Consider the following 21,667-nt stretch of genomic DNA (forward strand, 5'->3'; position numbering starts at 1 on the left):
TATTTTCAAAAAAAATGAATGAAAGTGAAGGAGAAAAATTGATTTATATTAATATTGAAGATGAAATGAAATCATCTTACATAGATTATTCTATGTCTGTTATTGTATCCAGAGCTCTTCCCGATGTTAGAGATGGATTAAAACCTGTACATAGAAGAGTTCTTTATGGAATGTATCAATTAGGAATTTTTTCTAACAGTTCTTATAAAAAATCTGCTCGTATTGTTGGAGAAGTATTGGGAAAATACCATCCACATGGAGATATTTCTGTTTATGAGACTATGGTCCGTCTGACCCAAAAATGGACATTACGTTATCCACTAATAGATGGACAGGGTAATTTTGGATCATTAGATGCAGATCCTCCAGCAGCCATGCGTTATACAGAAGTCAAAATGAAAAAAATATCTGAAGAAATGTTGTTGGATATTAAAAAAGAAACCGTGGATATGAAATTAAATTTTGATGATTCTTTGGAAGAACCAACTGTTTTACCTACACGAATTCCTAATCTTTTAATTAATGGATCTTCTGGGATTGCAGTTGGAATGGCTACTAATATCGCTCCTCATAATTTAAAAGAAACTATAAATGCTGTTTGCGCTTATATAGAAAATAACGATATATCTATAGAACAGATCATGAAATATATTAAAGCTCCTGATTTTCCTACAGGTGGAATTATTTACGGATATGATGGAGTTAAAAATGCTTTTCGTACCGGGAAAGGACGTATTATTTTACGTGCAAAAGTACATTTTGAAGAAATTCATGGAAGACAATGTATTATTGTAGATGAGATCCCTTATCAAGTAAACAAAGCTGATATGATCGCTAGAACTGTGGAACTAATGAAAGAAGGAAAAATGGAAGGGATTTATCAAATTCGTGATGAATCGGATAGAAATGGATTACGTATTGTATACATTTTAAAACAAAATACAAATCCTAATATATTATTGAATAAATTGTTTCAATATACTTCTCTACAAACTTATTTTAATATAAATAATATAGCTCTAGTTAATGGTAAACCTGTTCAATTAAATATCAAAAGTCTTATCAGACATTTTGTTGATCATAGACATAATGTTATTATTCGTCGGACTAGATACGAACTTAAAAAATGTCAAAATCGTGTTCATATTTTGTTAGGTTTTTTGAAAATATTAGATCATTTAGATCTCATGATTCAATTAATTAAAAAATCTCAAAATCATTATGATGCTTGTAATAGATTGATTAAAAAATTTCAAATATCTAAAAATCAATCTCAATCTATTTTAGATATGAAGTTACAAAGCCTTACATCTTTAGAAATAAATAAACTTAAAAAAGAATATGACGAGCTTGTTAAAAGAATAGAATTTTTTAAAAACGTTTTGGAAGAACATTCCACAAGAACTAAAATTATTCAAGAAGAACTTTTAAATATCAAAAAAAAATATCAAGATATACGTCGTACACAAATTGATTATTCAGGAGATCAGGTTAACATAGAAGACCTAATTGAAAACGAACAGGTAGTTCTTACTATTTCCCATGCCGGTTATATTAAAAGAACATCTTTATCAGAATACAAACGTCAAGGAAGAGGAGGAGTGGGAAACAGAGGAGCTACTGCCAGAGAATCAGACTTTTTCAAACATTTACTTGTAGCTACCAATCATCAATATCTACTTATTTTTACAGAAAAAGGAAAATGTTTTTGGCTAAGAGTATATGAAATTCCAGAAGGATCTAAAATTTCTAAAGGGAGAGCGATACAAAATATTATTCATCTTCAACAAGATGATAAAGTTAATGCTTATATCTTAACAGAAGATCTTACTAATAAAAAGTATGTCAAAGATTATTATGTTATGATGATTACGCAAAAAGGTATTATTAAAAAAACATCTTTAGAAAATTATTCTCGTCCTAGAAAAGATGGAATCAATGCTATTGTTATTCGTAAAGGAGATTCTTTGTTGGAAGCTATTTTAACTAAGGGAAATAGCCATGTTTTTATTGCTGTAAAAAATGGAAGAATTATTCGTTTTTCAGAAAAACAAGTTCGTTCAACTGGAAGAACTTCTTCTGGAGTTATAGGAATTAATACAAATAGTCAAGATTTGGTTATTGGAATGATATGTGTAGATATAGAAGGAAAAGAAAAAGGACATTTATTAGTTGTTTCTGAAAAAGGATTTGGAAAAAGGTCACATATAAAAGATTATCGTATAACTAATCGTAGTGGAAAAGGAATTAAAACAATAAATATAACTCAAAAAACAGGGAGTTTAATTTCCATAAAATATGTAACAGATCAAGATGATTTGATGATTATTAAAAAATCAGGAATTATTATACGTATTCCTATATCAGACATAAGAGTTATGGGAAGAACAACTCAAGGAGTCAGATTAATAAATTTAAAAGAAAATGATGCTATAGCTGATGTGGCAAAAGTTTATAAACCTATTATGGAATTTCATTAAAATCTCGTAATATATTGATACATTCTGCTATATAAAAATCTTTTTTAACATTTCTTTCCCATTTTACTTGTTCCTCTGACTCTTTTTCTTTTAAAATGATTTTGTAATGGGGTGGAAAAGCTTGTAATCCATATATATTCAAATTGTTTTTTAATTTTTTAAAATACTCATTTCTTTTTTTTATTTTTAAATTTTCATAATAAAATTTTTCCCAGTTTAAAGAAAATTGTTTTTTATTAGAAACTTTTTTATTTAATGATTGTATTTTTTTATAAATATTGATAAAATTATTATTTTTATTCAAACGTTTTATGCTTTTATTTTTAATATTTTCTAAATATAAATTATCATAATAAAAGTGAAGAGAAGGAATAGGATCTGTATAATCCCATTTCATAGGATTGATTTGATTTTTTTCTATAAATTTTAAAAATATACTTTCCGTATTACTGGGAATGACTATATCTGAATTTACTCCTTTTAATTGAGTAGAACTTCCATTCACACGATAAAATTTATTGATAGTAAATTTTAAGGCTCCTAGCTTTTCATTATATAGAAAAAATCGATTTAATGGATAAACTGTTTGTACAGTTCCTTTTCCATATGTTTGATTGCTTCCAACAATAATTCCTCTTTTATAATCTGCTATAGCCGCTGCGAGAATTTCGGAAGCAGAAGCAGATAATTCATTCACAAGAACGACAAGGGGGCCTGTCCATAGAATTTTATTTTTATGACTTTTAAGTATCTTTTTTTTTCTGTTAGGCTTTCCTATTTGTACGATAGGAACTTTTCCTAAAAAAAAACTAGCAATTTCTATTACAGTATTTAAAGATCCCCCTCCGTTATTTCTGATATCTATCAGAATTCCTTTTATATTTTCTTTTTTTAATTCTTGAATGATTTTTTTCATATCTTTAGTTGCATTTCTAGCATTTTTATTATCAGGATTAAAATAAAATTCAGGTAAGCAGATCAAACCATATTTATCTTGATTTTTATCCAATATGACAACACTTTTTGCAAAAATTTCTTTCTTTTCAATTATATCTCTAGTAAGAATCACTTCTTCTATAGATCCATTTTTTTTTTGAAGAGTGAGTTTGACTTTGCTTCCTTTTTTTCCTCTTATTAAACGAATCGAATTTTCTAACAACATGCCTACAATATTTTGCGATTCTGAGTTTACGTTTTTTGCGACTCGTATAATTTTATCTCCTACTTCTATTTTTTTGTTCTTCCATGCAGGCCCCCCAGAAATGACTCTAACAACGGTAGGATAACCTTTATCATCTTTTAATTCTAAGCCAATTCCTTCTGTTTGTCCAGATATGTTAAAATCAAAAATTTCTTTTTCCTTAGGAGAAAAATAATTTGTATGAGGGTCATATTGAGAAGTTATAGTATTAACATATATAGAAAACCAATCAGATTCTTTTTTTATTTTTAATTTTCTGAAATATTCCTGAATATATTCTTCTACTTTTTTTCTTGATTTTTTTTCGTTATTAAAAAATGCATTTTTCCAAATGATTTTTTTGTTTGTGGAAGTGATGATTTTTTTGTTTGTGGAAGTGATAATTTCTAGTAAAGTCAAATATTTTAAATATTTTCTCCATTTTTCAATCCATTCTTTTTGATTTTTTGGATAAAAAGAATTTTTTTCTCCAAATATGTACATTTCTTTTTTATTGAAATCAAAAGGTGTTTTTAATATATGAAAACATATAGATTCCACTTCTTTTACTCTTTGTAAAAAACGTTTCATAATAATATTAAAAAAAGTAGGATCTCCATGAATCCAAAAATCGTCTATTTTTTCTTTATATAAAGAAAGATCTTCTACGTCTTTTTGTATAAAAAAATGTTTTTGATTATCTAATTTTTCAAAATATTTATGATATACTTTTTGTGAAAAATCATTATTTATAGAAACAGGATTTGAATGTAAAAAGTAAAGTGTTTTATATATTGTTTTGAGTACTATACGATATTTTTCCTGTTCTCCTAATGGAGAACAAAAACTTAATGAAAAAATGAGAAAAAAACCAATTATTATGTACTTAATATCATTCAGTTTTTTTATTATTTTGAAGTTCACAATTATGTATTAAATATTATTAAAATTATATATAAATGTAAATAGCTTTTTTATATAATATAAAATGAATAAAAAACCAATTATTTTAGTCACAAATGATGATGGCATTATAGCTCCAGGGATTAGAGCTCTTGTTCATTCTATGAACCTTTTAGGAGATGTATATGTAGTAGCTCCAAATAAACCTCAATCTGGGGTAGGACATGCAATAACAATGAATACAATATTATATTGTGATTCAGTCAAGATAGATAACGGGAATCAAAAAGAATGGGAATGTTCTGGAACTCCAGTAGACTGTGTTAAATTAGCAATTAATGATCTTCTTCCTAGGAAACCTGATATTTGTGTATCAGGAATTAATCATGGATCAAATTCTTCTATAAATATTATGTATTCTGGAACTCTATCTGCTGTTATTGAGGCAAGTATAGAGGGGATTCCATCTGTAGGATTTTCTCTTTTAGATTTTGATTGGAATGCTGATTTTGAACCATCTAAAAAATATGTATCTCAGATTGTTAAAAAAATTCTTTATAATCCTATTCCGGAAAAAACAATCACTTTGAATGTGAATATTCCTAAATTAAAAAAAGAAGAAATTAAAGGAATTAAAATATGTAGACAGGCAGAGTCTAAATGGATAGAAAGTTTCGATAAACGTTATACACCTAGAGGAAGAACTTATTATTGGTTAGTAGGAGATTTTTTGAATTTGGATGAAAAGATAGATACAGATGAATGGGCATTAAAAAATGGATATGTCTCTATTGTTCCTATTCAATTTGATTTGACAAATTATACTATATTAAATCTTTTAAAAGATTGGAATTTTATTGTATTATTTGTTTTTTTTTCGGATACATAATTTTTTATAAACTTGAATATTAAAACGTATTATAATTGTGTCATCTTTTTTAGAAGGATCTTTAAATCCCCAAAAAATTCAAGATTTTATTGGACAACATGAGATATTGAATAATTTGAAAATTTTTATTCAGGCGGCTAAAAAAAGAAAAGAAGCTTTAGATCATATTTTATTTCATGGACCTCCAGGATTGGGAAAAACAACGTTAGCACATATTGTGGCTAATGAATTATGTGTAAATATTACTGTAACTTCAGGATCTGTTTTAGATAAACCTGGAGATTTAGCTGGGTTATTGATTCATTTAAAAATAAACGATGTAATTTTTATTGATGAAATACATCGTCTTTCTCCGGTTGTTGAGGAATATTTGTATTCAGCAATGGAAAATTATAAAATAGATATTATCATAGATTCTGGATCAAATGCTAGATCAATACAAATCGATTTATCTCCTTTTACTTTAATAGGAGCAACAACAAGATCAGGATTACTTACGGCTCCTATGCGTTCTAGATTTGGTATTAATTTTCGTCTTAGTTATTATGAAAAAGAATTATTAAAAGACATTGTAAATCGTAGTGCAAAATTGTTAAATATTCCAATAACGGAAGAGGCTTCTCATGAAATTGCGAATAGAAGTCGTGGAACTCCACGTATAACCAATGCTTTATTACGTAGAATCCGTGATTTTGCGCAAGTAAAAGGAAATGGGACCATTGATATTAACATATGTAATTTAGGATTACAAGCTCTTAATGTAGATAAACATGGATTAGATGAGATGGACAATAGAATTCTTTCATATATCATAGATTATTTTAAAGGAGGACCTGTGGGTATCAATACTATAGCAACAGCTGTTAGCGAAAACTCAGATACCATAGAAGAAGTTTATGAACCTTTTCTTATTCAGGAAGGATACTTAATTAGAACACCTAGGGGAAGAAAGGCTACAAAATTAGCTTATCAACATATAAGAAAAAATTTTAAAAAAAAATAGACTGAAATGTTTTTTATTATATGTTCATAAGAATTAACTTTGTTATAAAGAATAAACATAAAAAAATGCAAAATCATGCCTTCAAATGTTATTGTGGGTCTCCAATGGGGTGACGAGGGAAAAGGAAAAATTACCGACTTACTTTCTAAAAATTCGGATTATGTAATCCGTTATCAAGGAGGAAATAATTCAGGTCATTCTATTCACATTAAAAATAGTTATTTTGTTCTTCATTTAGTTCCTTCTGGAGTTATTTATTCTGGAGTAAAATGTATTGTTGGGCCTGGAGTAGTCATTGATCCTAAATCTTTTATACAAGAAATACAAAATTTAGAATCAATGGGTATTAATACGTCTAAAGTTTTTTTAGCAAAAAGAGCACATATCACTATGCCTTATCATTGTTTGTTAGATCAATATCAAGAAGAAGCTTTAGGGGACAAGTCTATTGGGACGACACACAAAGGGATTGGTCCGACTTATGTCGATAAAATTAATAGAACAGGAATTCGTGTTTTGGATTTATTGAATTTAAAAGGGTTTCATAAAAAATTAAAATACCATATTGATCTTAAAAACAAAATTTTTACAAAAATTTTTCAAAAAAAACCTCTTTCTTTTCAATCTATTTATGAAGAATACATAGAATATGCCAAAATTCTTTCTGATCGGATAATAGATGCTGTTTATGAAATTCATGATGCTTACCATAACAAAAAAAAGATTCTTTTTGAAGGAGCTCAAGCTATGTTATTGGATATAAATTATGGAACATATCCATATGTGACTACTTCTTCTACTTCTACGGGAGGCGTATGTACAGGAGCGGGAATCCCTCCTAACTTTTTAAAAAATTTTATAGGAATAACAAAAGCATATTGTACTCGTGTAGGATTTGGTCCTTTTCCTACAGAAATAGGAAATGAAATTGAAAATGTGATACGTAAAAAAGGAAATGAATATGGAGCAACGACAAAACGGCCAAGAAGATGCGGATGGTTGGATTTGATCTCTCTGAAATATTCTTGTATGATTAATGGGATTAATTATTTAGTTCTTACGAAATTAGATGTCTTGAGTGAATTGGAAATTATTAAAATATGTGTAAAATATAAAAAATATGATAATAAAATTATTCAATATTTTCCAGCAAATATAAAACAAGATGTAAAAGGAATTTATATAGACTTTCCTGGATGGAAACAAGACATATCTCATATTCATGAATACGAAGATTTACCAAAAAATTGTAAAAAATATATTAAATTTATTGAAGTTTATCTAAATTTAGAAATTTTATTAATTTCTGTTGGTTCTGAAAGAAATCAGAATATCATTAAAAATAAGTCTTTATTTTTTAAAATTTTTTCTTAGAAAATATTTTTTGTGTGGAAGTATATAAAAACCCTTTAATAGAACGATATAGTAGCAAAGAAATGTTATATAATTTTTCTCCGAAAAAAAAGTTTCTTACTTGGAGAAAATTATGGTTGTATTTGGCAGAAATTCAAAAAGAATTAGGATTAAACATTAGGGATGAACAAATTCTTGACTTAAAAAATCATTTACATGACATTGATTGGGATAGAGTTTTTTTCTATGAAAAAAAATTTCGCCATGATGTCATGGCTCATTTATATGCTTTCGGAGAAAAAGCATTTATAGCTAGACCTATAATTCATTTGGGAGTTACAAGTGCGTTTTTAGGAGACAATACGGATATTATTTTAATTCGTGATGGATTAGAGATTTTATTAAAAAAATTGATTAATGTAATTTTTCGTCTTAGAAATTTGACTTTAGAATATCATAATATTCCTACTTTAGCTTTTACTCATTATCAACCAGCTCAATTAACTACTGTAGGAAAACGTTCTGCTTTATGGTTACAAAGTGTACTTCTAGATTTAGAAGAATTAGAATTTAGATTGAAAAATATTCATTTTAGAGGAGTTAAAGGTACTGTAGGGACCGCAGATAGTTTTAAAGAATTATTTAATGGGGATTTACAAAAAGTAAAAGATTTAGAAAAAAAATTATCTAGTAAATTCAGATTTCAAAATGTTTTTTCTATAACAGGACAAACTTACGATAGGAAAGTAGATGCTCAAATATTAAATTTATTATCCAATATATCACAATCTTCTCATAAATTTAGTAACGATTTACGTTTGTTACAAAATTTAAAAGAAATGGAAGAACCTTTTGAAAAAGAACAAATTGGATCTAGTGCTATGCCTTATAAACGGAATCCAATACGAAGTGAACGTATAGCCTCTTTAGCTAAGTATGTTATTTCTTTATCTAATAGTTCCGCTTTAGTTGCAGCTACACAATGGTTGGAACGGACTTTAGATGATTCTGCAAACAGAAGATTGGTTATAGGACAATCCTTTTTAGCTGTAGATTCTATTTTAATGATTTGGAATAACATATTAGAAAATATAGTCGTATATCCTAAAATTATTGAAAAACATATAAAAGAAGAGCTTCCTTTTTTAATTACTGAATATCTTATTATAAAATGTGTAAAAAAGGGAGCAGATAGACAGGATATTCATGAAAGAATACGAATTCATTCTATGGAAACAAATGATAAGATCAAATTAAAAGGAATGGAAAATGATTTTATTAAACGTATTCTACATGATAAAAAAATACCAATTGATGAAGAAGAAATGAATCAAATTCTAAATCCTAAAAATTTTACAGGATTTTCTTCAGATCAAGCTTTAGAATTTATTGATAAAAAAGTTAACCCTATATTAAATCGTTTTCATCATCTAATTTCCTCTGATATATCTAATATGGATAGACAAATTTAATACACGGATAAATAATGAATTTCAGAATTTATATACAAAAAAAAAGTCCTTTTGATATCGATTCTAGAAAATTATACAATGAATTAAAAAATATGAATATTTCATTCTATGATATAGTTATTTATTATATATATGATATATTTAATATAAATGAAAAACTTTTTTTAGAAAGTCTATCAAAGGTATTTGTAGATCCTGTTACAGATATTTTGCATAAAAAAATACATTTGAATACTTCATATATAGAATATTTTCCAGAAAAATATGATGATAGAGCCCTTGCAGCTATGCAATGCATAAAAATTATAGATCCCAAATCTTCTACTAGAATTTCCATAAAAACAGGACAATTAATTGAATTCATTGGGATGAAAAAAAAACAGGATTTTTATAAAATTAAAAAATATTATATTAATTCATGCTTAAATGCAGGAAACGAAAAAAATGATACAGAAATTATAGATAATTTCATTAATTTTTCTTTTGAAGAAATAAAAAAAATCCATAGTAAATGGAATTTTTCTATGGAAGTAAATGATTTACTATTTATACAAAAATATTTTTATCAAGAAATGCGAAATCCGACACAAGCAGAATTACGTATACTTGATGTTTATTGGTCTGATCATTGTCGGCATACAACATTTTTTACCAAGTTGGTAGATATATCTTTTTATGGATCATTAAAAAAAACATATCAAAGTGTTTTCATAAAATATTTAAAGGATAGAGATTTAATAGGAAGATCAAAATATCCTATAAATCTTATGGATTTATCAAGACTTCCTGCTAAAATTCTTTATAAAAAGGGAAAATTAAAAAACTATGTTTTATCAGACGAACATAATGCGTGTATAATAATGATAGATGTAGATTTTACAGAAAGAAAAGAAAAATGGTATCTATTATTTAAAAATGAAACTCATAATCATCCTACTGAAATTGATCCTTTTGGAGGGGCTTCCACTTGTGTAGGAGGAGCCATTCGTGATCCTTTATCGGGAAGAGCTTTTGTTTATCAAGGACTCAGATTGAGTGGATCTGCTGATCCTATCAATTCAAAAACTATAAATGGGAAATTACCACAACATAAAATTTGTTTTGAATCAGCTCGTGGTTATAGTTCTTATGGAAATCAAGTAGGATTAGCAACAACTCATGTGCACGAAATTTATCATGAAGGATATAGAGCGAAAAGAATGGAAATTGGAATGGTTGTTGGAGCGGTACCTATTGATTTTGTCAAACAGGATAAACCAAAAAAAGGGGATGTTATTTTATTAATTGGAGGCTTAACAGGAAAAGAAGGAATTGGAGGTGCGACAAGTTCTTCTAAAGAACATAATTCTGATTTAAAAAATCATGAACAACAAAAAGGAAATCCAATAATAGAAAGAAAAATTCAAAGACTTTTTAGAAAAAAAAAAGTTATTTCTTTGATAAAAAAATGCAATGATTTTGGAGCAGGAGGAGCAGCTGTTGCTGTAGGTGAATTAAGCGATAGTTTGGTCCTATATTTAGATAAAATTCCGGTAAAAAATGAAAAAAATCTACAATCTATAGAAATTGCACTTTCTGAATCTCAAGAACGTATGGCAGTAATATTAGATCCTAAAGATGTGAAAAAATTTATTCATTTATCTCGTGAAGAAGATATCATGTCTGTGCCTATTGGGAAAGTCACTGACAATAAACGTATCATTTTTTATTATAAAAAAAAAGAAATTTTTAATGTCAAAAGTTCTTTTTTAAATACAAAAGGGTCTCATAAAGAAAAAGCTGTTCGTGTGAATTCCCCTATTTCAGTTTCCCCTTTTAATCAATCAAAAAAAATACTTTTTAGTAAAGAAAAATTTTTAAATACTCTTTCTGAATTAAATATAGCATCTCAAAAAAGTTTAGTGGAGATGTTTGATAGTACTGTAGGTGCGACTACAGTTTTAATGCCTTTTGGAGGAAAATATCAAATGACTCCATCTGAAGGGAGTGTACAAAAAATTCCTGTTTTTAGAGGAAATACAAATACAGTGAGTTTAGCTTCTTGGGGGTTTCATCCTGAAGTTTCTACTTGGAGTCCTTTTCATGGAGGAGCTTATGCGATTGTAGAATGTATTTCCAAAATTGTTTCTATGGGAGGAAATTACAGAAATACTTATTTTAGCTTTCAAGAATATTATCAAAAATTGGGAAATAATCCAGAAAATTGGGGAAAACCGTTTTCTGCTTTATTAGGGGCTTATCATGCTCAGATGTCATTAGAATTAGCTTCTATAGGGGGTAAAGATTCTATGTCTGGAACGTATAAAAATTTACATGTTCCGCCAACATTTATCGCCTTTGGTGTAGCTACAGGTTTATCTTTTCATATTATATCTCCTGAATTTAAAAAAGCAGGAAATAAAATTTATTTGTATTATCACAATTCATTAGAGAATGAAATGCCAGATTTTGATTCTATAAAAACAGCATATGAACAGGTTTATGAAGGGATTTGTTCAGGAAAAATTATTTCGGTGAAAACTGTAAAAGATGGAGGGATCTCTGTCGCTCTTGCCAAGATGTCCTTTGGAAATCGTTTAGGAGCAGTTATTGATTATAAAGATCATTTGCTTGAAACGAACATAGGTTCCTTAATTATAGAATCTTCATCTTCCATTTCATACAAAAATTTTATTCCAATAGGAGAAATCATTTCTCATGAGTATTTAAATTTTAATGGAATATATATTGATATAGATGAATCAATAAAAAATTGGTTAAAAACTTTTTATCCTATTTTCTCTTCTAATTTTTATAATACTAATAATATTAAAAAAATAAAAGTAGAAAAAATTAAACAAAAAGAAAAGCATGATTCTATCATATGTAAATGTAAATTTAAAAAAAAAGGAAAACCTCGTGTATTTATTCCTATATTTCCTGGAACAAATAGTGAATTTGAATCGATTCGTGCATTTGAAAAAGAGGGATCTATAGTAAATACTTTAGTATTTAAAACCCTAAATGATAAAGATATTATAGAGTCTATTTTATATTTTAAAAAATATATAAAATCTGTACAAATATTTATGCTTTGTGGAGGTTTTAGTGCTGGAGATGAACCAGATGGATCTGCTAAATTTATTGTATCTATATTACATAATCCATATATTCAAGATGCTATTAAATATTTTCTTGATCAAGATGGATTGATTTTAGGAATTTGTAATGGATTTCAAGGGCTTATCAAATCTGGATTATTACCTTATGGTAAAATAAGCTTGAGAAATTGTAATTCTCCTACATTGACCTACAATAAAATTGAAAACCATATATCCCAATGTGTTCATATTAAAGTGATTTCTGATCACTCTCCATGGTTAAAGGGCATGAAAAATAAAATATATACTCTTCCCATATCTCACAGTGAAGGAAGATTTTATGCAAATCAAGAAACAATAAATATTTTATTAGATAAAAACCAAATTGCCACACAATATGTAGATTTAGAAGGGAATCCCAGTTCAGATAGATTATATAATCCTAATGGATCTGTTGAATCCGTTGAGGGATTATTAAGTGAAGATGGTAGAATTTATGGAAGAATGACTCATCCAGAACGTTATGATCATGGTTTATTAAAAAATATTCCTAATGTTCATGAACATTCAATTTTTAAAAATGGAGTACAATATTTTTTATAATAAAAATAAAAATTAAAATAAATTATGAAAGTGGCTATATTTTTTGGAAGTATTTCTGATAAATCAATTATGAAAATAACAGCGGAAGTACTCGAACAATTTAACATAAGTTATGAATCTTATGTGATTTCCGCACACAGACTCCCAGACATTTTATCAAACACTATCAAGAAAATAGAATCTGAAGGTACAGATGTGATTATTGCAGGAGCTGGATTGTCCGCTCATTTACCTGGATTTATTTCTTCTAAAACGATCCTCCCTGTTATAGGAGTCCCCATTCATTGCAATAATAATTATGGATCCTTAGGAGGAATAGATGCTCTTTTTTCTATAGTACAAATGCCAAAAGACGTTCCCGTTGCTACAGTAGGAATTAACAATTCCTATAATGCAGCTTTATTTGCTATTCATATTTTAGCTACAAAATATCAATATATAAGAAAATTATTGCTAAAATTTAGAGTGAAAAAAAAGGAAAAATTGATAACTGAAATCAAGCAACATTTATCATCATGAGCTGCATAATTAAAAAAAATATTTTATCAGAAGGGAAAACAAAAAAAATATATTCTACGAATAATCCGATTCAAGTCTTAATTCATTATAAAGATAATATAACGGCTTTGGATGGATTGAAAGAGAATATATTACAAGATAAAGGGGTTTTGAATAATGAAATAACTACATTGATCTTTCAATTTATCAATTCTTGTGGAATCAAAACTCATTTTATACGAAAAATAAACAACAGAGAACAATTATGTCATAAAGTAAATATGATCCCTTTAGAATTTGTTGTTCGTAATATTGTTGCGGGAAGTATGTCGAAACGTTTAGGTGTCAAAGAAGGAATTCATCTGTATAATCCTATTTTTGAAATATTTTATAAAAATGATAAGTTAAAAGATCCCTTAATTAATGATCATCATGCAGTATTCCTAGAAATTATCTCATATGAAGAATTAAATACCATTTATAGCATAACATCGAAAATCAACCATTTTATAAAAAAATATTTTTTAGATAAAAATATTCTATTGGTAGATTTTAAAATAGAATTTGGTAAAAATCATACAAACGAGATTCTACTTTCCGATGAAATTAGTCCAGATACTTGTCGTTTTTGGGATAAAGAAACAATGAAAAAATTGGATAAAGATTCATTTAGAATGGGATTACAAGACAAAGTCTTTGACATTTATATGGAGATATTAAAAAGGTTAAATGTAAGTTAATCCATTAAAAATAATGGAACAAAGATATTCTTTTTCCAAAAAAATGATATCTCAATTATTTTCTTATATTCTGGAAAATAATTATTTTGATAAATTTAATGATGAATGTGGTGTTTTTGGAATTTATTCTCCTTATAAAGTAGACACCTTTTCTTTAATTCAATTTGGTTTATTTGCATTACAACATAGAGGACAAGAAGCTTGTGGTTTTTCTGTTTTACGAGATGGATTTATTATATCACATAAAAGCGAAGGATTGGTTTTAGATTTTTTTAGAAAAATTTCCAATTCTAAATGTTATCATGGAAATGCTGTGATTGGACATACTCGTTATTCTACAGAAGGAGGCCAAAGTAAAAAAAATATTCAACCTTTCTTTGGAGAAGACTCCTATGGAAAGAGTACTATATCTATAGTACATAATGGAAATTTAGTCAATGCTCAAGATCTTCGTAGAAAATTGGAATCCCAAGGAATAAATTTTATATCCGAATATTCAGATTCCGAAGTAATTTTACGTCTAATACAAAAATATTTACCAGAATCTGATAATAGTTTAGAAAAAGCGATTCAAAAAACAACTATTGATATTAAAGGAGCATATTCTGTGATTGTACTTATGGATAATAAAATCGCTGCATTTAGAGATCCAAACGGAATACGTCCTTTATGCTATGGAATGTTGAATGAAGATATTTATATATTTAGTTCTGAAACTTGTGGAATTGATTCTGTTGGAGGGTTTTATGTAAGAGATTTATTTCCAGGAGAAATTATAATAGTGGATAAAAAATTAATTCAATTTTCTCTACTTTCAGAAAGAAAAAATACAAAAAAAAGAATATGTTCTTTTGAATATATTTATTTTTCTCGTCCTGATTCCTTAATTGAAAATATAAATGTTTATGAAATTCGTGAAAAAAGTGGAGAAAAACTTTATGAACAACATCCAGTAGAAGCTGATGTAGTTATTGGAGTTCCAGATTCTGGAGTTCCAGCTTCTATTGGATATTCTAAGGCTTCTGGAATTCCTTTTAAACCAATTTTAGTAAAAAATAAATATATTGGAAGATCTTTTATTCTTCCTAAACAAGAAATGCGTGAAAAAATGGTAAACTTGAAATTAAATCCTATATTAGATGAAATAAAAGGAAAACGGATTGTTATTATTGATGATTCTATAGTTCGCGGAACTACCAGTCGTAGATTAGTTTACATCTTAAGAAAAGCAGGAGCTAAAGAAATTCATTTTAGAAGTGCTTCTCCTCCTATTATAGGCCCATGTTATTTAGGAGTAGATACTCCAAGTAAAAAAGATCTTATTTCATACAATCATATTGATAAAAAAGATATAGCAAAAATTCTAAATGTAGATAGTTTAGAATTTTTAAGTATGGATAATTTTATAGATATTCTTGGAAGTATTCATTATTGTTTTGGTTGTTTTACCGGAAATTATCCAGTTCAAAAAAATGATTAATATATATAAATAAAGTGAACAAAAAAAAAATGACCATATGCAAAATTAGTAATATTTTAGAAAATACTTATAACAATAAAGTAATGAGCACATTAGATCATTTTTCTGGTTTTTATAAAATATATGAATGTGGGTATAAGGAACCTATTTTAGTATCTGGAGTTGATGGAGTAGGAACCAAGTTACGTTTGGCAATAGACTGCAAAAAATATGATGTGATTGGAGAAGATTGTTTTGCAATGTGTGCAAATGATGTTTTATGTCATGGAGCTATTCCTTTATTCTTCTTAGATTATTTAGCTTGTGGAAAACTAGATTCTATTATTGTAGAAAAAATTGTACAAGGTATAGCTCTTTCTTGCAAAAAAACGAACACCTGTCTTATTGGAGGAGAAACCGCGGAAATGCCTGGAATTTATAGAGAAAATGATTATGATATAGCTGGATTTTGTGTAGGTATTGTAGAAAAACATCATCTTGTAGATGGAAAAAAATTAATTCAAGAAGGAGATGTTTTAATAGGACTTCCTTCCTCAGGTGTACATAGTAATGGTTTTTCTGTAATTAGAAACATTTTTTCTAAAGAAGATTTTTTTAAGTTTTTCCAAGGAAAACCGTTTTATGAGACACTTTTAATTCCAACTAGAATTTATCATTTTCCTATTCATGCTTTATTAAAAGAATTTGTGATACACGGATTAGCTCATATTACGGGAGGAGGAATATCAGACAATCTATATCGAATTATTCCAGAAAATTTATCAGCTGTAGTGAAAAAAGAAAAAATTCCTATTCAACCTGTTTTCAATTATATTCGAAAAAAAGGAAATCTATCAGAACATAAAATGTGGAATATTTTTAATATGGGAGTAGGAATGATTATAGTAGGGTCTTTTAAAGACAAATATTCTATTTTGGAAAGACTCCATATTTTAGGAGAAAAGCCTTTTATTTTAGGTAATATAGTGAAAGGAAATAAAAAAGTATTTTTGATATAAAAACATTTCCATGAAAAAAATAGCTATTTTAGTTTCTGGAAAGGGAACTAATATGCAATATATTTTACAAGCAATTCAACGCGGAATGCTTTATGATTCTATGGTAAATTTAGTTATATCGGATAGATGGTGTGAAGCAATTCAGTATGCGTTGAAAAAAAATATTATAGTATTTTCTTTAATAAGAACTAATAAAAAATTTCTTTCTAAAGAAATAAACAATATACTTGTAAGGTATATTCCGGATATTATAGTTCTTTCAGGATTTCTTTCTATACTTGAAGCAGAGTTTTGTGAAAAATGGTTTAATAAAGTTATAAATATTCATCCTTCTCTATTGCCTAAATATGGTGGAAAAGGAATGTATGGAATGAAAGTCCATCAAGAAGTTATAAAAAATAAGGAAAAAATATCAGGAGCTACAGTACATTATGTAACAAAAAATGTGGATTTAGGAAGTGTAATTTTGAAAAAAACATGTCTTCTTGATTCAGAGGAAACTCCAATATCTTTATCAAAAAAAATTTCTCTTATAGAAAAAGAAATATTAATTCAATCTATTAACAAACTTATATATAAAAAATAATTATTATAAGGAGTTATATCCTAAAAAAGTAACAATTAATTCGTAGTATGTCTTATGAAAAGAGCTTTGATTAGTGTTTATGAAAAAAATGAAAAATTATTTAAATTCGTCAATTTTTTAGATCAAAAAGGATATCAAATTGTTTCTACTGGAGGGACCTACCAATATTTTCTTAATAAAGGGTTATCAAATCTCATAGAGGTTTCTAATTTTACTTCTTTTCCTGAAATTTTAGATGGAAGAGTAAAAACCATTCATCCTAATATATATGTAGGGATTTTAGCTAATCGTTCCGTTGAAGAACATATGAAATCTGTTCATTATCACAATATTCATCTTATTGATATTGTGTTGGTTAATTTTTATCCATTTTTTGAAAAAATGCATCAAGAACCTAACCCTATCAATATGAATTCCTTAATAGAATTTATTGATATTGGAGGCCCATCTATGCTTAGAGCGGCTGCTAAAAATTTTTTACATGTAACCGCTATTACAGATAAGAATGATTATGAATTAGTTCAATCTGAAATGGAAAATTATGGTTTTCCTTCATTAAAATTGAGAAAAATATTAGCAGGAAAAGCGTTTAATTTTACTTCTGCTTACGATTCTGCTATTTCTCAATATCTTTTGGATGATAAATTTCCTATTTATTTACATTCTTCTTATGAAAAAAAAATGAATCTCCGTTATGGAGAAAATCCTCATCAAAAAGCAGCTTATTATGTAAATACAACTCATAAAGGATCAATGCGGAATTTTCATCAATTACATGGAAAAAAATTGTCATTTAATAATTTAAGAGATATGGATATAGCATGGAAGGTCGTTTCTCAATTTTCCGAACCTGCTTGTTGTACCGTTAAACATTCCACTCCTTGTGGAGTCGCGTTAGGAAAAAATATTATTGAGGCATTTCAAAAAACTTATTATGCTGACACTATTTCGTCTTTTGGAGGAATAATGGCTGTTAATGTTCCGATTACAAAAGAATTGGCAAAAGAAATCAATCACATTTTTTTAGAAGTAGTTCTTTCTCCTAGTTATGAAACAGATGTTTTAAATATTTTAAAAATTAAAAAAAATCTTATAATTATTAATATCATAGAACCTATTTCAGATAGGTTAGAATATGTGCAAATAGACGGAGGAATTTTAGTACAAGAATCTGATTATTTTTTTTCTGATGAAAAAAGTTATAAAATAGTTACCAAAAAAAAATTTGGGGATCAAGAACTAAAATCTTTATCTTTTGCTCAAAAAGTAGTAAAATATGTGAAATCTAATGCTATTGTCGTAGCTAAAGATACGCAGACTTTAGGTATTTCTGGAGGGGAAACTAATAGAATTTGGGCAGCTCGTCAAGCTATAGAAAGAGCTTTAGAAAAAAGTAAAAAGGGATTAGTACTTGTATCTGATGCTTTTTTTCCTTTTAGAGATGTAGTAGATGAGGCTGCACGTTCTGGTGGAATACATGCTATTCTTCAACCAGGAGGATCTATACGTGATGAAGAATCTATCAAAGCTTGTGATGATTATGGTATTGCAATGGCTTTTACTGGAAAAAGACATTTTAAACACTAAAAAAATAATGAAAATTTTAATTCTTGGAGGTGGAGGCCGTGAACATGCTATAGGAAAAAAATTGTTGGAAGATAATCAATACATTCATCTTTATTTTTATCCTGGAAATGGAGGGACAAGTTTAATAGGAAAAAATATTGAAAATAATCATTCTGTATTAGAATTAGCTTCTTTTGCTAAAAAAAATGCAATAGATATAACCATTGTAGGATCCGAAATATTTTTATTAGAAGGAGTTGTAGATATTTTTCAAAATTTTGGATTAAAAATAATTGGACCACATTATTTAGCCGCTAAACTTGAAGGAAATAGAATTTTTGCTAAATCATTTATGAAAAAATATGGAATTCGTACTCCTAAATACGAGATTTTTTATTGCTATGAAAAAGCTATTAATTTTTTGAAAAAAAATACGAGCTCTATAGCTATAAAAACTAATGGCATAGCTGCAGGAAAAGGAGTTATTTTAGCTCATAACCAAAATGACGCTAAAAAAGCTTTAAAAAATATTATGATAAAAAAAAAATTTGGAAAATCTGGAAATCAGATTATCATAGAAGAATTTTTACAAGGAAAAGAAGCTTCTATTATATCTCTTTTCAATGGAAAAGACATTATCCCTTTTTTATCGGCTAAAGATTATAAAAAAATTGAAGAAAATGAAAAAGGATTGAATACAGGAGGAATGGGAGCTATTTCCCCCAATCCATATATGACAAATTCTATTTGGATAGATTTTAAAAAAAATATTTTAGAACCTACTTTAGAAGGATTAATTATAGAAAAATTAACTTTTTTTGGATTCCTATATTTTGGATTAATGATAACTTATAACAAAGTTTATTTATTAGAATACAATACTCGCATTGGAGATCCTGAAGCTCAAACATTATTCCCATTAATGAAAAGTAATTTCTTAAATATCATTCAATCTTCCTTTCAACATCAATCAATATCTATTGATTGGAAAAAATTATGTTCTTGCTGTGTAGTTTTATCATCTATAGGGTATCCGGAAAAATATGAAAGTGGAAAAATTATAACAGGGTTAAATTCTTTAAAAGAACCTTTTTACATTGCTGGAGCAAGAAGAGAACAAGATAAATGGACAACGTCAAGTGGACGGGTACTTAATATAGTAGGAATAGGAAATACTCTTCAAGAAGCCAGAAAAAAAGCTTACGATAAGGTTACAAAAATTCAATTTGAAAATTTGTATTTTAGAAAAGATATTGGTTTATAATTCATTATAAAAAATACAAGAATGAAAAAAGATTTTATACTCATATTAGATTTTGGATCTCAATATAGTTATATGATTGCTAGAAGAATTCGAGATATAGGAGTATATACTTTATTATATCATTATAATGAAATTTCTATATCTAATGTCATTTCAAAAAAACCTAAAGGATTGATTCTATCAGGAGGACCTTTTTCTGTTTATGAAAAAGGTTCTCCATTAATATCAAAAAGTATTTTTCAACTAAATATACCCATATTCGGAATTTGTTATGGAATGCAACTTATTTCTTTTCTTTTTGGAGGAGAGATAAAAAAATCAAAATACAAGGAATATGGAAAATCAGATTTGATTATAGATAATCCTAATAACAGTCTATTTTATGGAATTCCAGATAAATCTGTTGTTTGGATGAGTCATTTTGATGAAGTAAAAAATCTTCCAAAAGAATTTAAAGTTATCGGACATACATCATCTTGTGGTATTGCAGCTTTTAGTCATCCCAATAAAGATATTTATGCAGTTCAATTCCATCCAGAAGTGAAAAATACAGAATATGGAATATATATGTTGAAAAATTTTGTTTTTCACATTTGCAAATGTAGTTCGAATTGGAAATTAAATAATTTTGTTCAAAAAACGATAGATGATATTAAAAAACGTGTAGATAAAAAAAAAGTTGTGCTAGGTTTTTCTGGAGGGGTAGATTCTTTTGTTACTGCTTATCTCATTCATCAAGCTATTGGTAATTCTTTAAATTGTATTTTCGTAGATACAGGATTATTGTTGAAAACTGAAAAAGAAAAAATATCTTCTTTATGTAAAAAAATGCATTTTACTATAAAAATAATAGATGCTAAAAATCGTTTTTTATCTAAACTAAGCGGAATTGTAGATCCTGAGATTAAAAGAAAAGTTATAGGAGAAGAATTTCTCTATATTTTTCAAAAGGAATCAGAAAAAATAAAAGATGTTGAATTTTTAGCACAAGGGACCATTTATTCAGATATTATTGAATCTTCTGTTTTTTCAAAAAATACAATAAGTTATTCGATAAAATCTCATCATAATGTAGGAGGACTCCCAACAACATTAATGAAATTAAAACTCATTGAACCATTAAAAAAATTATTTAAAGATGAAGTTAGAAAAATAGGAGAAGGATTAGGGCTTCCAAAAGAAATTTTATATCGTCATCCATTTCCTGGACCTGGTTTAGGAATTCGTATAATTGGAGAAATCAATGCAAAAAAAATCTCTATTCTAAAAGAAGCAGAGGATATTTTGTTGCAAGAATTAAAAAATTACGATATTTATTATTCTGTAAGTCAAGCTTTTATAGTTTTATTGCCTGTAAAATCTGTAGGAATCAAAGGGGATAAACGAACTTATGAATATGCTGCTATATTACGTGTTACGAATACTGAAGATTTTATGACTGCTACTTTCTCACATTTATCTTACGATTTTTTAGAAAAAGTTTCAAATAGAATTACTAATGAAGTTGATGGAATTAATAGAATAGCATATGATATAACCTCTAAACCTCCATCTACTATTGAATGGGAATGA

Annotated in this window: 15 protein-coding genes; 14 read left to right on the plus strand and 1 reads right to left on the minus strand. The window is 27.4% G+C overall.

Features of this window, described 5'->3' with window-relative positions; all coding sequences use genetic code 11:
* Positions 1–14 precede the first annotated feature (14 nt).
* Entirely contained in the window at positions 15–2,480 is a 2,466-nt protein-coding gene (gyrA, locus tag H0H73_RS00740; RefSeq protein WP_185852272.1) for a DNA gyrase subunit A, read from the plus strand.
* On the opposite strand, the gene H0H73_RS00745 is transcribed toward gyrA, so the two are convergent.
* On the minus strand, positions 2,464–4,584 hold the full coding sequence (locus tag H0H73_RS00745; protein WP_185852273.1) for a carboxy terminal-processing peptidase: 2,121 nt from the start codon (positions 4,582–4,584) through the stop codon (positions 2,464–2,466). The genes gyrA and H0H73_RS00745 overlap by 17 nt on opposite strands.
* A 64-nt stretch (positions 4,585–4,648) precedes the next feature.
* Between H0H73_RS00745 and surE the strand changes: the two genes are divergently transcribed.
* The 13 genes from surE to guaA all read left to right on the plus strand — a co-directional run bounded on the left by surE (position 4,649) and on the right by guaA (position 21,667).
* Positions 4,649–5,452: a 5'/3'-nucleotidase SurE gene (surE, locus tag H0H73_RS00750; protein ID WP_185852274.1), complete on the plus strand. Its 804-nt coding sequence runs from the start codon at positions 4,649–4,651 to the stop codon at positions 5,450–5,452.
* Between the two features lie 37 nt (positions 5,453–5,489).
* Positions 5,490–6,455, plus strand: coding sequence for a Holliday junction branch migration DNA helicase RuvB (ruvB, locus tag H0H73_RS00755; RefSeq protein ID WP_185852275.1), 966 nt, complete (start codon positions 5,490–5,492; stop codon positions 6,453–6,455).
* A gap of 75 nt (positions 6,456–6,530) precedes the next feature.
* Positions 6,531–7,829 carry an adenylosuccinate synthase gene (locus H0H73_RS00760; RefSeq protein ID WP_185852276.1) on the plus strand — a complete coding sequence of 433 codons (1,299 nt, stop codon included), beginning with the start codon at positions 6,531–6,533 and terminating at the stop codon, positions 7,827–7,829.
* A gap of 14 nt (positions 7,830–7,843) precedes the next feature.
* Positions 7,844–9,280, plus strand: a complete 1,437-nt coding sequence (gene purB, locus H0H73_RS00765; RefSeq protein WP_185852277.1) for an adenylosuccinate lyase — start codon at positions 7,844–7,846, stop codon at positions 9,278–9,280.
* Between the two features lie 14 nt (positions 9,281–9,294).
* A complete protein-coding gene (locus H0H73_RS00770; RefSeq protein WP_185852278.1) occupies positions 9,295–12,963 on the plus strand; it encodes a phosphoribosylformylglycinamidine synthase in 3,669 nt (1,222 codons plus the stop codon).
* Between the two features lie 24 nt (positions 12,964–12,987).
* Positions 12,988–13,482: a 5-(carboxyamino)imidazole ribonucleotide mutase gene (gene purE / locus H0H73_RS00775; RefSeq protein WP_185852279.1), complete on the plus strand. Its 495-nt coding sequence runs from the start codon at positions 12,988–12,990 to the stop codon at positions 13,480–13,482.
* Positions 13,479–14,201 carry a phosphoribosylaminoimidazolesuccinocarboxamide synthase gene (purC, locus tag H0H73_RS00780; protein WP_185852280.1) on the plus strand — a complete coding sequence of 241 codons (723 nt, stop codon included), beginning with the start codon at positions 13,479–13,481 and terminating at the stop codon, positions 14,199–14,201. Before purE ends, purC begins: the two co-directional genes overlap by 4 nt.
* A gap of 43 nt (positions 14,202–14,244) precedes the next feature.
* Positions 14,245–15,681 carry an amidophosphoribosyltransferase gene (gene purF, locus H0H73_RS00785; RefSeq protein WP_185852482.1) on the plus strand — a complete coding sequence of 479 codons (1,437 nt, stop codon included), beginning with the start codon at positions 14,245–14,247 and terminating at the stop codon, positions 15,679–15,681.
* A 29-nt stretch (positions 15,682–15,710) separates the two neighbouring features.
* Positions 15,711–16,679: a phosphoribosylformylglycinamidine cyclo-ligase gene (gene purM, locus H0H73_RS00790; RefSeq protein WP_185852483.1), complete on the plus strand. Its 969-nt coding sequence runs from the start codon at positions 15,711–15,713 to the stop codon at positions 16,677–16,679.
* A gap of 10 nt (positions 16,680–16,689) precedes the next feature.
* The gene (locus tag H0H73_RS00795) at positions 16,690–17,265 is read left to right on the plus strand and encodes a formyltransferase family protein (RefSeq protein WP_185852281.1); all 576 of its coding nucleotides are present in this window, start codon (positions 16,690–16,692) and stop codon (positions 17,263–17,265) included.
* 54 nt (positions 17,266–17,319) lie between these two features.
* Positions 17,320–18,852 carry a bifunctional phosphoribosylaminoimidazolecarboxamide formyltransferase/IMP cyclohydrolase gene (gene purH / locus H0H73_RS00800; RefSeq protein WP_185852282.1) on the plus strand — a complete coding sequence of 511 codons (1,533 nt, stop codon included), beginning with the start codon at positions 17,320–17,322 and terminating at the stop codon, positions 18,850–18,852.
* A gap of 7 nt (positions 18,853–18,859) precedes the next feature.
* A complete protein-coding gene (gene purD / locus H0H73_RS00805; protein ID WP_185852283.1) occupies positions 18,860–20,095 on the plus strand; it encodes a phosphoribosylamine--glycine ligase in 1,236 nt (411 codons plus the stop codon).
* A gap of 21 nt (positions 20,096–20,116) precedes the next feature.
* The gene (gene guaA, locus H0H73_RS00810; RefSeq protein WP_185852284.1) at positions 20,117–21,667 is read left to right on the plus strand and encodes a glutamine-hydrolyzing GMP synthase; all 1,551 of its coding nucleotides are present in this window, start codon (positions 20,117–20,119) and stop codon (positions 21,665–21,667) included.

Origin of the sequence: Blattabacterium cuenoti, from assembly GCF_014251335.1 — a bacterium.
Lineage (GTDB): Bacteria > Bacteroidota > Bacteroidia > Flavobacteriales > Blattabacteriaceae > Blattabacterium > Blattabacterium cuenoti_G.